Source organism: Paenibacillus marchantiophytorum (assembly GCF_014640555.1).
GTDB classification, from domain to species: domain Bacteria; phylum Bacillota; class Bacilli; order Paenibacillales; family NBRC-103111; genus Paenibacillus_E; species Paenibacillus_E marchantiophytorum.
The window spans coordinates 29339-45216 of sequence record NZ_BMHE01000055.1 but is presented as its reverse complement, the minus strand read 5'-3'; the positions used below and the strand labels follow the sequence as shown (position 1 = coordinate 45216).

Below are 15878 nucleotides of genomic sequence, written 5' to 3'. Positions count from 1 at the left end.
GAGAGAAAACGGGAGATAAATAGTCATTTTAAAGTAAATTCGGGGTTTTCATTGGGGGGGGAGAGGAATAGACGAAACCTACTCCTCCCGATGTTTGCTAAATTTAAGGAGTTAATCGACGGTCTCAAGTATTAGCTTATCGGCTGCATGATCTGCTTTCCATTTTAAGTGAAGTGATCGAGCTGCTGAATACAGAAGCAATCATGAATGATGTGGTGATTGAGATGTCCTGCGATCCTGATCTTCCTTGGGTCAAAAGCGAACGAAATCAATTGAAGCAAGTTTTTGTCAATGTCATTAAGAATGCGATAGAAGCAATGCCGACAGGCGGGAATTTGCAGGTTTCGGTCCGCAAGATGACGAGCGGCGTGTGCATGTATTTCGTAGATCAAGGTCAAGGGATTTCCGAGGAGCGGCTGCCGCGTATCGGAGAACCCTTTTATACAACAAAAGAAAAAGGGACTGGACTCGGCATGATGGTCAGTTTTGCTATCATTGAGGAGCACCAGGGACATATTGAATATCAAAGCAAGCTGGGCGTTGGGACAACGGTTGTTATTCAATTGCCGGCAGCCATGTAAGGGTATAGCATTTTTGAACAGATAAAGAGTCCATTTCTGCCATAAGCCCTATGCAACTGTCAAAGTTCGCAATAAGGTAGTCAATCTGCGACAAGATGCAGTCCTGTAAATATGCTACATTGGTAACGTGTTCAATGATTGCGAATCTGACAAGAAAAAGGTGAAGTACAAGATGGACAAAGTAAGAATTGGTATTATTGGTCTGGGCAACATGGGAACTGGACATGCCAAATACTTAGTAAACAATGAAGTAAAAGGCGCTAAGTTAACAGCCATTTGTGAGTTTAGAGCGGACCGTTTGGAATGGGCGAAAGAAAATCTAGGCGAAGACGTCCAATTATTTGACAATCTGGATACTTTTCTTGCTTCGGGAACGATCGATGGTGTCCTTATCGCAACTCCGCATTATGATCACCCTGAAGTGGCTGCCAAAGCATTTCAAGCTGGCCTTCATGTGTTGTGTGAAAAACCGGCAGGCGTATACACGAAACAGGTTCGCCAAATGAATGAAGCTGCGCAAGCTTCCGGTAAAGTTTTCAGCATGATGTACAATCAACGGACCAATCCCTTATATAAAAAGTTGAAAGACCTGGTTTCCTCGGGGGAACTCGGAGAAATTCGCAGAACCAACTGGATCATTACCAACTGGTACAGATCCCAGAGCTATTACGATTCAGGCGGCTGGCGTGCAACTTGGGCAGGTGAAGGCGGCGGTGTTCTGATCAATCAGGATCCACACCAACTTGACTTGTGGCAATGGACGATCGATATGATGCCTAAGCGTGTTCGTGCGTTCTGCTATTTCGGGAAGCATCGCAATATCGAAGTGGAAGACGATGTAACCGCATTCGTTGAATACGAAAATGGCGCGACTGGCCTATTCGTGACTACAACGGGTGAAGCTCCAGGAACCAATCGTTTCGAATTATCCGGCGATCGCGGTAAAATTGTCATTGAAGACGGGAAATTGACGTTCTGGCGATTGCGTGTATCTGAGAGAGAGTTCAATGAGACGTTCAAGGGCGGATTTGGTCAACCCGAAGTCTGGAAATGTGAGATTCCGGTTGAAGGCCAAGAAACAGGCCACAAAGGCATTACACAAAACTGGGTAGATGCGATTCTTCACGGCACACCGCTCGTAGCTCCAGGGGAAGAAGGCATTAAAGGTTTGATGCTTTCCAATGCGATGCTGCTATCGACATGGACGGACAACTGGGTTGATCTGCCTATCGACGAAGAACTGTTCGAGCAGCATTTGCAAGATAAAATCAAAAATTCCAAAGTCAATAAAGAAGCTGGATTCAAAACGTTAGACGTATAAGTGGAGGAGTTCGGACATGCAAAAAAGCGATGGAATGAATTACGCACCAAAAGGTAAGCCGAATATTGTCGTACAAAAAGGCGAGTTCGTCTTCGCGGCAATAGCCTTGGATCATGGGCATATCTATGGGATGTGCAATGGTTTGCAAGAAGCAGGCGCAGAACTGAAATGGGTGTATGACCGAGATCCAGCTAAAGTACAAGCTTTCGTTGAGAAATATCCACACGTCAAAGTAGCAGCATCGGAACAGGAAATCTTCGATGATACAGAAGTCAAGCTGGTCGCTTCAGCTGCTGTCCCTTCAGAACGGGGAGCGCTTGGCATTCGAGCTATGGATCATGGCAAGGATTATTTTACAGATAAAGCGCCGTTCACTACGCTGGATCAGCTTGCTGCCGCCAAAGCGAAGGTCGCAGAAACAGGCCGTAAATTCGCTGTGTATTTCAGTGAGCGTCTACATGTGGAGAGTGCCGTTTTTGCGGGTCAGCTGATTGAAGAGGGTGCCATCGGCCGCGTTGTGCAAGTGATTGGTCTAGGACCTCATCGATTGGGCGCAGCAGGTCGTCCGGATTGGTTTTTCAAAAAGGAAAATTACGGCGGTATTCTTTGTGACATCGGCAGTCATCAAATTGAACAGTTCCTGTACTATGCAGGGTGTAAGGATGCTACGATTGCCAGCAGCAAGGTGGCGAATTACCATGCAAAGGATTACCCGGAGCTGGAGGATTTCGGCGACGCGACTTTGATTGGGGACAATGGGGCAACGAACTACTTCCGTGTGGATTGGTTGACACCGAGCGGTTTGGGAACTTGGGGCGACGGTCGTACGGTGATTCTTGGAACCGAAGGGTACATCGAGCTTCGCAAATATATCGACATCGCTCGCGATCCGCAAGGGGATCAGTTGTACCTTGTCAACCAACAAGGGGAAAAGCACTACAGCCTGCATGGGCAAGTTGGCTTTCCATTCTTTGGCCAGTTGATCTTGGATTGTCTGCATGGGACAGAGCATGCCATGACACAGGCGCATACCTTTAAAGCAGCAGAGCTTTGTTTGCTTGCTCAAGAGAAAGCGGTTCGTGTGGAGTAGATTTGCATATTGAATCCATAAAGGCCTTCATTGGTGTGATAGTCTAATTGCATTTGCAGTTTGCATTTGGGTAGTTTAGCGGTAAGATCGCTAGCTGCCCATTTTTGCGTTTCGGCAGCCTTCACCAACGATCCCTTTTTCGGCGCTCAGTTAATTCATTCATCTATGTTTAAATCAAGTGCTTTCCTTTCATACTAAGGGTAAAAAGGAGGTGGCACGCGATTGTCTTGGGATCCTAACCTTCCTCTGATCGTACAGAGTGATTTGTCGATTTTATTGGAAACGCATCATGCTGATTTCGAAGCCGTTAGAGGCGAGCTGTCTCGTTTCGCGGATTTGATCAAAAGCCCAGAGCATCTCCACACGTATCGGATCACGCCCTTATCTCTATGGAATGCAGCTGCCGCGGGTATGCCAGTCGATCAAATATCGGCCTGCTTGCAGAAGTATGCGAAGTTTGGCGTTCCGACATCTGTACTTAGCAGTATCCGCAAATATGCCCAAAGATATGGCCTGCTGCGCATGGAGGATGTCGGAAATGAGCTCTATCTGGTCAGTGATGACACGGTAGTTCTTAAAGAAATATGTGCGTATGACTCTTTGAAAAAATATGTAGAAGATACCCGCGGTGAGCGGGCTATTGCTATTTCTCCTGTTTCCAGAGGGATTCTGAAACAGGAGCTAACGAGACTCGGGTACCCTGTTGAGGATCTGGCCGCCTATCGTCAAGGCGAGTTTCTGCCGATTGCGCTTAGAGATGATGATGAGGCTGAAACTCCGTTTCAGCTGCGGGATTATCAGAAGCAGGCGGTCGATGCGTTTCATCGCATAGATGTCGAAGGAAGCGGTGTGTTGGTATTGCCTTGCGGTGCCGGGAAAACCGTTGTGGGGATAGCGGCCATGGCGAGGTGTAAGTGCGCCACATTGATTCTTACATCCAATGTTACATCTGTGAAGCAGTGGAAACGAGAGATTCTGAGCAAAACGGGACTGGACCAAGATCAAGTTGGGGAATACTCCGGTTCGTCCAAAGAAGTAAAGCCGATTACGATCGCTACGTATCAGATTTTGACTCATCGAGGCAAGAAGGAAGATGAATTTTCGCATATGGGACTGTTCAGTCAGCGAGAATGGGGGCTCATTATTTATGATGAGGTTCATCTGCTGCCAGCTCCGGTATTCCGCGCTACTGCTGAGATTCAGGCAACGCGCAGACTCGGATTAACGGCTACTTTAATTAGGGAAGATGGCCGGGAGGAGGATGTTTTCTCACTCGTAGGCCCTAAGAAATATGACATGGCTTGGAAAGAACTAGAGTCGATGGGCTGGATCGCGAAGGTGACTTGTCAGGAAGTGCGCGTACCGCTTTCAGGCATGGATCGTGATCATTATGGCGCTTCCGGAGCTAGACAGCAGTTCAGGATTGCCGGGGAAAATACGGCCAAGCTGGATGTCATCTCTCATTTGCTTGTTCGGCATGCCAATGAACCAACGCTCATTATCGGTCAATATCTCGACCAGTTAGCGCATATTGCTGCTCACACGGGAGCGCCTATGATCAGCGGCAGCATGCCTTATGATAGCAGGGAAGAACTGTATGAGCAGTTTAAAAAGGGGCAATTGCCGCTGCTTATTGTATCCAAGGTCGCCAATTTTGCCGTGGACCTGCCTGATGCCGCGGTAGCTATTCAAGTATCGGGCAGCTATGGTTCGCGTCAAGAGGAGGCGCAGCGGCTTGGTAGGATCCTCCGCCCCAAAAAGGAAGGCGCGGCGAATACGGCTGTCTTCTACTCGTTAATCAGCGAGGACACGAAGGAACAGGATTTTGCCTTGAAGCGGCAGCTTTTTCTGGTCGAGCAAGGATACGAATATGCGATTACCTATTGGGGTCAAGGAACGAAAGGTCAAGAAGGGATACATACATATCATGAGGTATGAACAAATAGAGTTGAAAATGCCCCCAGCGCTAAAGGAACTTATTATGTCTCAGCCATGGTGCGCTTCGTTCAACAGCCAAGGCATTGCACTGCCCGAGCTGCTAACGGGCGCAACTTATTTGAACACGCTGGCTGAGCACTTATCTTCGGATGAAAGGCGAACGCTTAGGCTGATTATCTCTGCATTCGGTTGTGAGCCGTTTACCCGCGAAGCGCTTGACAAGCAAGCTGTTGTTCGGATGGCTGGCGCCCAAGTGGCAGTGGGCCTGATTGGTCTGCGCAGGCTTGGTGTAGTCGCCGCTTTTCGCAAAGCGTGGGGGGAGCAGCTTCTTGTGCTGCCAGAAGATGCCTTTGCAGCTTGGCAGCAGCTGTTGTTTCCAGCAGTCCAGCTGCGTGCAAACAGCGAGACAGAGCCTCAGATGGAGCTCCTTGGGCCTGATGCAGAACTGGAGCAAGCGGATCTCCAGGCTCACCCGAGAGGTTTATCGCAGCAGCTGTTTCATTTCTTGGCGGCTTGCAGCCAGCAGGCTGCTCTCCCATTGACGAATAAGGGAACTTTACACAAAAAACAGTTGCTAAAGCTCACGCAGCATGTGAAACTGCCACCGGACATCCTGCGCTCGGCTGGACTGTCTTATGCGTTCAGGGAGATTTATGATGATCGGGCGGCGCTCATGCTGGAGTTGGCTATCCAGCTAGGCTGCCTAGCTTCCGATGGAAATCACTATCTATTTCAGAAGGATGCGACTCTCTCCTGGCTGCAAGGTCGCTACAAGCATCAGCAGAAGCGGCTCTATCTGATTTGGCGTCAGTTAATGACGCCTGCTCCGGTTTGGCTGCAGCATACGCTGGCCTTGATGGAAAGAGCAGAAATAAAGCAGTGGTGCGAGATTGATGCGCTTATTCAAGGCGTTAGATCGATTTGCACGCAAAGCGCGCAGATCAAGGATTCGAGTTCACTTCGCGAAGCGATCTTCTCCTTGTGGCTAAATCCGCTTCGCTTGTTTGGTTTTGTTGAGATTGGCTCCGATCAGGATGATGAACTGTGGTTTCGATGGCTGCTGCCGCCGAGCGCAGAAGCTGCCCGGGAAGGCAGCGGCGAAGAGGTTCCGCTTAATAGTGGTGCGACTGATAAGGTGCCATCGATGTATGTGCAGCCTGATTTTGAGCTGCTGCTTCCGCCGGATGTGCCGCTGCGCACCGAATGGACGATTGCGGCTTTGGCCGAGCTTCGCACGACAGAGTTGGTTCGCACGTATCATTTAACGAAGGAAAGTGTGTTCAGGGCCTGGGAATTAGGGATTGATGGCGAAGAGATCGTGCGTATTTTGGAAACATACGCTTATCATGAGGTGCCTGCTCCTATCTCAGTAACTTTGCGGCAATGGGCAGATCAAGTCGGGAAACTGTATCTGGAAGAAGTTACGCTGCTTCGTTGTCGTTCGAGCGATGTAGCTGATGCTCTTATGCGCAACGAGAAATGCGCTTCTTTCCTTGGGCAGCGAATTGGCGAATCTGATTTTATTGCAGACGCTAAGCATTTGCCGCTGCTAACTAAATGCCTGGAGCAAATGGGCTTTAATCCTAAGAGCAGCCGAAAAGATGCCTCGTCTGATGTTTCTTTGTCTGAATCAATTTCCGATTTGCGAACGAACGGTTTGTGTTATTCCAAAGATGTGATTCTGCTGTATGACATGGATGCTCACATTCCTCAGCAAGGTGATGTGTATCCGGACATGCAGGGGATCCCTGCAAGCTGGTTGCAAGATTTCGGGGCTTATCACAGTTCTACACGCAAGGACATAATTCGCAAAGCGATCGAATGGAAGAGTGTTATTCAGCTTCGCAAAGAAGGGCAGAGCCGCGTTATTATCCCGCGTCATCTACGGGAAGAACGCACAGGCTGGATCATGGAAGGTCTTGAGGAATATCAGGAGATCGCGCTTACAGGGGAAGATTGGGAAGAAATGAAATTAATTTTACCAGGCATCAACGATGAAGGCGTATACAGATAAATATCGTTCAGGAACGTTTGGGAAGGACAAGGGAATTTGATGCAGAGAGAAAAGGAAGAAACTCTTGGGGAACTGTGATATAGTAGAGTGGTTAGTTACTCTTTGAGAGGAAGGATTTGATGGCAAGTATGTTACAAACAATGGAAGCAGATACGATAGATATGTCGGCCGTGCTTATGCAGGCTTACGACATGGGTGACATGATTAATTCCTCTGCAGAAGTAGCAGATTATTTATATTGGAAGAACGCAGTTGATAATAGTGAAGAAGTAAAGGGACTTAAAGCTGTTTTTGCCAGAAAGAAAGATGCCTTCGAAGAGTGTGAGCGGTTTGGGCATTACCACCCAAGCTATCACCAAGCTTTGGCTGCTGTGAACGAGATTCAGGACAAGCTTCAAGAAGTTGAAGCTGTTCGCAAATTCAAGGAAGCCGAGGATCGCCTGGACGATTTATTGTTTACGGTATCCACGACGATTGCTCACGCTGTCTCGGATACGATTAAAGTGCCCAGCAATAATCCGCTGCCAACCGGCAAAGGCTGCAGTTCCGGTGGGAGCTGCAGCGGCAATTGCGGTTAAGTTTTAAAGCTGGAAATCAGGGCGGATGATACCGACCTCGGTACCTTGCCAGTTATGAACGGTTGGGGTATGAAAGGAACGAAGTTCGCTGACTTCCGATTCCGAGAGCAGGCTTAGCTGCTTCAAGGCTTCAACGACAGCCGGATATAAGGCGCGTTGATTGCCGTCCTCGATTTTCAGGACGAAGCCCAAGCCCTTCTCCGGGATCGTGAGCGCGAATATGCCTTCGGCTCCCATTTTACCGATGATTCGGCCTTTGGTAACCTCGATTAATCGCGTATCGAAGCGGTCGCTTCCCGCGAGGAATTGAGGATATTTTCGCACCGCGGCGACAATTCTTTGGCAAGCGTTTGCACGTGCTTCAGCTAGCGCATCAGGGCTCCCTAGTCTTGCGAAAGCCAGAGCCAGATGCTGAATCGGCATGCCGAATACCGGCACTCCGCAGCCATCAACGCCTAGCTGCATTTGCGCTTTGGGCATCTCGGACATCGCACACACGGCTTCCAGCATGAGCTGTTGAACGGGATGCTCCAAGCTCATGTACGTATCCGGCGAAGCTTCCAGATGGGCGCAGAGCGTCAGCATGCCCGAATGTTTGCCTGAGCAATTGTTGTGCAAGGTGGTAGGGGCTTCGCCCCGCTCGCGCATCGCTTGCGCGGTAGGCGCGTGGAAAGGCTCATGCGCACCGCACTGCAGGTGCGTATGCAGGAACCCGAGCTTGCCCAGTATGCCTTGGGCCGTGCTCACATGCTCAGCTTCCCCGTTGTGGGAAGCGCAGCACAAGGCAATTTCGGCTTCATCCAAGCCGAAATGATCAGCCGCGCCGGATTCAATGACCGGCAGCGCTTGAATGAGCTTCGCCGTGGAACGGGCGAAGGTGAGGAACTGGGGATCGCCAGCTTCATGCAGCAGCGTTCCTTGGGCGTTCACGACCGCGAGATGGACGCGGTGAATACTTTCTGTTATACTTCCGCGATATACGCGGATGATGGTGTTAGAAGGCTTCATGCTGAGGGATCACTCCATATTAGGATTATTGAAAAGAGGTAGCAATCATGATGATTGAGCGCAGCGGACTTATCATTTGGGTGAACGATATTAAAGCCGCCAGAAATTTGGAACGGTTCGGTTCGCTTCACTACATTTCAAAGAAAATGAATTATGCAGTTCTTTATATACATGCGAGTAAAGTAGATGAGACGACACGGAACCTTTTGAAGCTTCCTTACGTCAAAAAGGTAGAGAAGTCTTACCGCAATGAAATTAAAACCGAATACAGTAGTGATGTGCCAGACAAAACTAGATTTTACACCCTTTGAGGCTGCAGTGCAAAACGAAAAGCTTCGAAAGAAGCTTTTTTTATTTTTTGAATTTTTAGAAAATAAGCATTTTTTCATGATTTCACAAATAGTTATTAATAATTTTATATATTCTTACATGGAAAAATTAGTTATAATCAAGTAAAGTATAACTTACACACCGCTATGGAATAGGTACACGGTCTCATTTTAGTAGGAAAGGGGTTGTGATCATGAAAGACAAGGTGATGGGAAGATGGAGTACTTATGAACCATTTTTCGTGCAGCTGGGGGATAAGAAAGTGGCGGATGTCGTGATCACGAATCATGCGAAGCTGAGATGGACAGATCGTGTTTCTAGTAGCAACAATTCACTTGAGGAAATTTGTGCTTTTCTCTGGGAAAAGCTTAAAAACGATAGCATTGTCCCTTATTATCGAAATGAAGAAGATGTCTATCTCATTGATGATGATCTTGTTGTCGTTGCGGAGTTCTCTCATTTGGAGCATGAAACGGATCTGGTGGGGAACCCGCTTCACAAAATGATCATTGTGACATTCCTGGGAAGGATGTCAGAAACGATGGAGCTTCGTGATTTGAAGTCTTACTACTCTTGGCTGCGGCATTCCCGTCGGATGACGTTGATCAAGAACAGCCGCAAACGTCGATAATTGCATAGCTGAATGCCCAAGAGTATGTCGATGCCGACATGCTCTTTTGTGCCTTGATGGACGTTGGACCTTCTATTTCATATAATGAATACAAAGAGAGGCGGGTAGTTATGGCACTTAATTTTCATCAATTACATATTTTTTATACGGTGGCGGAGAAAGGCAGTTTTTCGCATGCCGCCGGAGCTTTACATATGACACAGCCTGCTGTGACCATGCAGGTGCAATCGCTAGAGGACTATTTTGGCGTGAAGCTCTTCCACCGCAGCACGAAGAAAATTGAACTGTCCGAAGCGGGACGAGCTCTGATTCCTTTTGCCAAGAACAGTATCGAGCTTATTCGCGAAACCGATGTTGCGATGTCCAAATTTACGAAGATGATTGAAGGGCGGCTGCAGCTTGGCGCCAGCTTAACCATGGGGGAATATATCCTGCCAAGACTGCTGGGACCATTCAGCAAAGATTATCCGAACATCTCGGTTTCGATGAAAGTGATGAACACGACGCAGATTTTGGATGAGGTGCTCGGTCATCAACTTAATTTCGGACTTGTAGAAGCGCCGATTCATCATCCGGATGTCCATACGGAAGCTATTCTCAGCGATGAGCTCAAGCTGATTGTGCCAGCGGATCATCCGTTAGCCGACATGGAAGTCGTTACGCTTGAAGAGTTGTTGAAGTATCCGTTCGTGCTGCGCGAGCAGGGATCGGGGACGAGAAGGGTGATGGAAGAGGAGTTCGCACGCTGCCAGATGGACTGCTCCTCGATGAAGATCGTCATGGAGCTTGGCAGCACCGGAGCTATCAAATCAGCGGTGGAAGCGGGCCTCGGCATCTCGATCCTTTCGCAATCATCGGTGAAGCATGAAGTGACTTTGGGACTTTTTAAAGTGAAATCGATTGAAAATATTACTTTTGAGCGCAGTTTTTATGCGATTTATTTGAACTCTACCCTGCTGCCGATATCGGCAGTCAGCTTCATGACCTTCCTGCGGCAAGAAGATTTAAGCCGTTTTCTTTAATGTTTTACACAAATAGGCAGCTCGCTTAATGCTCTGTTTATAGATGGGAATTAGGATGTAGAGAGGGGTAAACAATGTCAACGAGACTAGAAGCAGATTTACATACACATACAACTGCATCAGATGGGACGCAGCGTCCCGCGGTGAACGTTCAGATGGCTTTTGACGCAGGATTAGGCGCAATAGCTATCACGGATCATGATACCGTATCGGGCGTGGCCGAAGCGATGGAGGAAGGTCGGAGATTGGGTATTGAAGTCGTTCCCGGTGTTGAGATTTCAACCGTGGCGGGCGGGCAGGACATTCATGTGCTTGGCTACTATATTCAAATTGAGGATGCTCCGTTTCTGCAAAGGCTATCGTCGCTGCGAGACACCCGTGATACCCGCAATCAGATGATCATCGATCGTTTACAGCAGCTCGGTTTTACGATTACCATGGCCGAAGTGTTGAAGGAAGTTGAACATATTAAAAGCAAGGGTGATACGGTCGGCAGACCTCATATTGCGGCAGTTCTGCTGAACAAAGGCTATGTGTCCTCCATCAGTGAAGCCTTTGACAAATATCTGGGTTCAGGAGCTGCGGCATACGCCAATCCGCCAAGGATTGAGCCTGCGACGGCCATTGCCTGGATTCATGAGGCCGGAGGGAAGGCGGTTCTTGCGCATCCAGGTATTTATCACAATGATGACCTTGTTGAGGCTATAACCCAGCAGGGTCTGGATGGTATTGAAGTCTACCACTCCGATCATACTGCGGAAGATGAGGCGAAATATCTTCTTCTTGCTGAGCGCTGCGGCCTTCTCATTACGGCGGGTTCAGATTTTCATGGGGAACGGGGCGGTGTCGTGTTTCATGCGCCAATTGGCTCGAAACGAATAGGCATCGATATCCTCTCCAGCCTACAACCCGAGAAGGAGCAGCATTCATGAAAAAGATTCGCAAAGCCATTATTCCGGCAGCTGGTTTAGGGACACGGTTCTTGCCAGCGACCAAAGCACAGCCCAAAGAAATGCTGCCTATCGTCGATAAACCGGCGATTCAATACATCGTGGAAGAAGCCATTGAATCAGGCATTGAAGATATCATCATTGTGACAGGACGCAACAAGCGGGCGATTGAGGATCATTTTGACAAATCCGTTGAACTCGAGATGATGCTTGCAGAAAAGGGCAATACCAAGCTGCTGGAAATTGTACAGTCCGTCTCCAATCTGGCAGATGTGCATTATATTCGCCAAAAGCAGCCCCTTGGGCTCGGCCATGCGATCCTTTGCGCGCGTAAATTCATCGGTGACGAACCGTTTGCCGTACTCCTCGGGGATGATATTCTGCAATCCTCGCCCCCTGGCCTGAAACAAATGATGAATATTTATGAGCAAACGGGATCGTCCGTCATTGCGGTGCAGGAAGTCCCTTGGGCTGATGTGAGTAAATACGGCATCGTCTCACCGGCGGCAGCGCGGGTGAACTATCAGCTGATCGCAGATCTGGTGGAGAAGCCGGAACGAGATCAGGCGCCTTCGAACTTAGCCGTCATTGGTCGTTATATCATCATGCCAGAAATTTTCGGCATCCTGGAGCGCCAAGAGCCTGGCCGCGGCGGCGAAATTCAATTGACGGACGCGTTGCGCGTGCTGAACAGAGAACAGCAGATGGCCGCTTATCTCATGCAGGCGGAGCGTTTTGATGTCGGGGACAAGATGGGATACATCGAAGCCACGATCGAGCTCGCCTTGCAGCGTCCGGATTTACAGGACCAAGTGAAATCTTATTTATTATCCCTGATGAAACGCTGGGATTCCGAATAGAGTTGAATTAAACTTGGGAGGTTGAATAGATGGGAGAGGCAGCGCGGATTACGGTAATCGGAACGGGTTATGTCGGTTTGGTATCAGGAGCTTGTTTGGCGGAAATGGGGCATCAAGTGATTTGCGCCGATCAAGCGGAATGGAAAGTTGCTCGTTTGCAGCAAGGTGAAATACCGATCTATGAGCCTGGACTCAAGGAACTGGTTGCAACCAATGTTTCTGCGAATCGACTATCGTTTACCTCACATATCGGTGGGGCTATCCGCAGCTCTGATATTATTATCATTGCTGTTGGAACCCCCACACAGGACAATGGCGACGTGGATATGTCCCAAGTGAACAACGTGCTTACCTGTATTGCCGCCAATGCTGTAACCTCCAAGACCATCGTCATGAAAAGCACTGTCCCTGTGGGGTCCGGCAGCTTGGCTGAACAACATCTCCGATTGCTGGCAGCCTCCCACATTCACTTGCCTGTTGTTTCCAACCCTGAATTTCTGCGAGAAGGTTCGGCAATATGGGATACCTTTCATCCGGATCGTATAGTGATAGGGGCCAAGGATCCAGAAGCGGGAATTCGCATTGCGCGACTGCATGCTTCTTTGCGTGCTGAAGTACTCCATACGGACCGCGAAAGTGCTGAACTTATTAAATATGCGTCCAATGCCTTCCTGGCGACGAAGATTTCATTCATTAATGAAATGGCCAATGTCTGTGAAAAAGTGGGCGCCAACATTAGTCTTGTTGCCAAAGGCATGGGATTAGACCGCCGAATCGGTCCGCATTTCTTGCAGGCGGGCGTCGGGTACGGCGGTTCCTGCTTCCCCAAAGACACGAAGGCGCAGCTCAAGCTTGCGCAGAATGTGGATTATGACTTCCAAATTCTGCGCGCTGTTATTGATGTGAATCGCTTGCAGCGGGAACGTTTTGTAACCAAAATCGAGCGGGAAGTCGGTTGTTTAAGCGGCAAACGCATTGCCGTCCTGGGCCTTGCCTTTAAGCCGAATACAGACGATTTGCGGGATGCGCCCGCGCTCGATATTATCTCCGCCTTGCAGCAGCAGGGGGCACTCATTCAGGCCTATGACCCTGCGGCAGCGGAACTAGTCATGGAGAGGATGCCAGATGTGCCTGTCTTCACCGATCCTTATGAGGCTCTTGATGAGGTGGATGCGATCGTGATCACGACGGAATGGGAAGCCATTCGCAGCTTGAATTGGCGACTCGTTCGCAGCTTGGTGAAGGCGCCGCTCATTGTGGATGGACGCAACATGTTCGAACCAGTGGAGATGAGTCAACTCGGCTTTACCTATGTGTCCGTCGGCCGCGAGACGGCTATGTTGGCGGAGCTGGTTGTTTAAACGCAGTGGGCACAAATACAGAGAACCTAGCCGCAGGCCGCGGGCTAGGTTCTTTTTAGGTTATCAGTGTGCTTGCTTGCAACTGCGTGCTGTTAGCTCAAGAGGAATAAGAGCCTTTGTGAGCTGCTATTTGCGATAAAAGGGAGTTTTGGTGTGGGATAAGAGCCTTCGGAGACTCTTATATGTGGCATATAGGTGAGAAAAAGCAGCTACTCAAAGGAATTAGAGCCTTTGTGAGCTGCTATTTACGATAAAAGGGAGTTTTGGTGTGGAATAAGAGCCTTTGGAGACTCTTATGTGTGGCAGCCCTCGTGCGTTCGTTATTTGATGGTGACTTTCATTTGTTTAATTTGATTTTCATCTGGTGTCACGAACAGCGTTTTTTGATTGACGTAGATGACGAATCCGGGCTTGGAGCCGTTTGGTTTATGAACATGTTTGATGACCGTATAGTCAACAGGGACTTGGCTGGAATGTTTGGCTTGACTGAAATAAGCGGCCAATTGCGCGGCTTCTGTCAGTGTGGCTTCGGAGAAACTGTCGCCTCGTATGACAACGTGAGAGCCGGGAATATCTTTGGTATGCAGCCAGGTATCCATGGAAGAAGCCAGTCGATTCGTTAAATACTCATTCTGGGTATTATTTTTACCTACATAAATCGGAATGCCTTCACTGGACAAATAGCTGGCCAAAGCAGGCTTATCTTTTTTCTTCTTTTTACGCTGCTTTTTGTTGCGGTCTCTTACGTAGCCTTGCTCCATAAGTTCATCGCGGATTTCCTCGATATCGCTTAGGGAGGCGACGCTTAGCTGCTGCAACAGAGAGCCAAGGTAGGCGATCTCCTGATGGGTATGTTCGATTTGTTCCTCGACAATCGCTGTGCTGTTTTTCATTTTGGTATATTTTTTGAAATAACGTTGGGCGTTCTCGGACGGATGAAGGAGCGGGTCCAGCGTTATTTTGATCAAGGCTTGATCTTCATCGTAATAGTTGACCGTTTCAACCTCTTTATCGCCTCGTTTGATCATGTGCAGGGATGCAGTAAGCAATTCACCGAGAATCCGGTATTTATCGGCATCTTTGGAATCTTCCACGGTTTCCTGAAGTTTTTCCAGTTTCTTCACATTTTTATTGGATTCATTGTGTAAAAAACGCAGCAGATCCGCGACACGCTGTTTGACGGTATCCCGCTCCGCTTTATCGCCATAAAAATGTTCTAAACACGCACTAGGCGTCGGATAGGTTGTAGAAAGACCTGCAATATGGGTAAGCGGCGTCATCGCAAAGAATAATTTGCCTGAAATTTCTTGTTCCGTAATAACAGGCTCATAGTGATGATTGCGTACAGCCGTCATGATTTCGTTGAACGCCTGCCATAGGGAGGTCGTATCTGCTTCTTCCTGATTGATCGCTCTTTGTTTGCTGCGGAAGACGATCTCCTTGGCGATTAAAGGGCTTAACCCGCTGAAGGCTGCGACAAGCCGCTGTTCAGGCTTATTTTGATCTGGCGTAGCGTCCTCGGCCAGTTCCTGCTCCATCACTTCACGGAACTCGGAAGCGTCTGTGTCGAGCGGGTTTTGTTTATCCTGCGCTGGAGGGTTGACATAGGTGCTGCCGGGCATAACAATCCGATAGGAACTGATTGCCGGGGTTACATGATGAATGCCGTCCAGAATCGCTCCAGTTGCTGGATCCAAAAGAATAATATTGCTGTGGCGTCCCATGATTTCCACAAGGATATGTTTGACGCTCATATCGCCTAATTCATCGCGATGGCGGATTTGGAAGCGAATAACCCGCTCCATGCCAATTTGTTCCACTGTTTCAATGATACCGTTCTCACAGTGTTTGCGAAGGAGCATACAGAACATGGGAGCATCCATAGGATTGATCTGTGTTTGTTCCGTAAGCTGTACCCTTGGGTAGGTGGGGTTGGCTGAAAGCAGCAGCTTGAGATTCTGCCCTTGGGCGCGAATGTGCATGAGGATATCATTCTCGCTGGGTTGATGAATTTTATTAATGCGGCCTCCTACGCACGCCTGCAGTTCGTGAACGATTGCATGAAGGACTAGTCCGTCTAAAGCCATGATACTTACAACTCCATTCTAGGGAGCTAATGGCGATATACGATGACATCCCCATTAGCTCCGTTGTTAAAAACTTTTGCTAACCTCTATGATGCCATACTTTTCAC

General features: G+C 48.7%; 14 protein-coding genes. 12 read left to right on the top strand and 2 right to left on the bottom strand.

What is annotated here, in order from left to right; all coding sequences use genetic code 11:
* The first annotated feature begins 203 nt into the window (after nt 1-203).
* The 6 genes from IEY34_RS31100 to IEY34_RS31075 all read left to right on the top strand — a co-directional run bounded on the left by IEY34_RS31100 (nt 204) and on the right by IEY34_RS31075 (nt 7522).
* Complete coding sequence (locus IEY34_RS31100; RefSeq protein WP_189019374.1) at nt 204-581, top strand: ATP-binding protein; 378 nt, start codon at nt 204-206, stop codon at nt 579-581.
* A 172-nt stretch (nt 582-753) separates the two neighbouring features.
* Nucleotides 754-1902 (top strand): Gfo/Idh/MocA family protein, encoded by a 1149-nt coding sequence (locus IEY34_RS31095; protein ID WP_189019372.1) that lies wholly within the window; start codon nt 754-756, stop codon nt 1900-1902.
* Between the two features lie 16 nt (nt 1903-1918).
* A complete protein-coding gene (locus IEY34_RS31090; RefSeq protein ID WP_189019370.1) occupies nt 1919-2992 on the top strand; it encodes a Gfo/Idh/MocA family protein in 1074 nt (357 codons plus the stop codon).
* 222 nt (nt 2993-3214) lie between these two features.
* Nucleotides 3215-4930: a DNA repair helicase XPB gene (locus IEY34_RS31085; RefSeq protein WP_189019369.1), complete on the top strand. Its 1716-nt coding sequence runs from the start codon at nt 3215-3217 to the stop codon at nt 4928-4930.
* Nucleotides 4920-6944 carry a helicase-associated domain-containing protein gene (locus IEY34_RS31080; RefSeq protein ID WP_189019367.1) on the top strand — a complete coding sequence of 675 codons (2025 nt, stop codon included), beginning with the start codon at nt 4920-4922 and terminating at the stop codon, nt 6942-6944. Before IEY34_RS31085 ends, IEY34_RS31080 begins: the two co-directional genes overlap by 11 nt.
* 119 nt (nt 6945-7063) lie before the next feature.
* Nucleotides 7064-7522, top strand: a complete 459-nt coding sequence (locus IEY34_RS31075) for a YlbF/YmcA family competence regulator (protein ID WP_229757920.1) — start codon at nt 7064-7066, stop codon at nt 7520-7522.
* Nucleotides 7523-7525: 3 nt separating this feature from the next.
* Here the strand turns inward: IEY34_RS31075 and IEY34_RS31070 are convergent, their stop codons facing one another.
* Nucleotides 7526-8530 (bottom strand): asparaginase, encoded by a 1005-nt coding sequence (locus tag IEY34_RS31070; protein WP_189019365.1) that lies wholly within the window; start codon nt 8528-8530, stop codon nt 7526-7528.
* Between the two features lie 47 nt (nt 8531-8577).
* Here IEY34_RS31070 and IEY34_RS31065 point away from each other — a divergent pair, with 47 nt between their 5' ends.
* The 6 genes from IEY34_RS31065 to IEY34_RS31040 all read left to right on the top strand — a co-directional run bounded on the left by IEY34_RS31065 (nt 8578) and on the right by IEY34_RS31040 (nt 13684).
* Nucleotides 8578-8841, top strand: coding sequence for a YlbG family protein (locus IEY34_RS31065; protein ID WP_029195610.1), 264 nt, complete (start codon nt 8578-8580; stop codon nt 8839-8841).
* Nucleotides 8842-9053: 212 nt separating this feature from the next.
* The gene (locus IEY34_RS31060) at nt 9054-9491 is read left to right on the top strand and encodes a hypothetical protein (RefSeq protein ID WP_189019363.1); all 438 of its coding nucleotides are present in this window, start codon (nt 9054-9056) and stop codon (nt 9489-9491) included.
* 110 nt (nt 9492-9601) lie between these two features.
* A complete protein-coding gene (locus IEY34_RS31055; RefSeq protein ID WP_189019361.1) occupies nt 9602-10513 on the top strand; it encodes a selenium metabolism-associated LysR family transcriptional regulator in 912 nt (303 codons plus the stop codon).
* Nucleotides 10514-10587: 74 nt separating this feature from the next.
* Nucleotides 10588-11445, top strand: a complete 858-nt coding sequence (locus IEY34_RS31050; protein WP_189019360.1) for a PHP domain-containing protein — start codon at nt 10588-10590, stop codon at nt 11443-11445.
* A complete protein-coding gene (galU, locus tag IEY34_RS31045; protein WP_189019358.1) occupies nt 11442-12323 on the top strand; it encodes a UTP--glucose-1-phosphate uridylyltransferase GalU in 882 nt (293 codons plus the stop codon). The genes IEY34_RS31050 and galU overlap by 4 nt, the downstream gene beginning before the upstream one ends.
* Nucleotides 12324-12352: 29 nt before the next feature.
* Nucleotides 12353-13684 carry a UDP-glucose dehydrogenase family protein gene (locus IEY34_RS31040; protein ID WP_189019356.1) on the top strand — a complete coding sequence of 444 codons (1332 nt, stop codon included), beginning with the start codon at nt 12353-12355 and terminating at the stop codon, nt 13682-13684.
* Nucleotides 13685-14004: 320 nt separating this feature from the next.
* Here IEY34_RS31040 and IEY34_RS31035 read toward each other — a convergent pair whose 3' ends face one another.
* Entirely contained in the window at nt 14005-15771 is a 1767-nt protein-coding gene (locus IEY34_RS31035; protein WP_189019354.1) for an Rqc2 family fibronectin-binding protein, read from the bottom strand.
* Nucleotides 15772-15878: the final 107 nt, after the last annotated feature.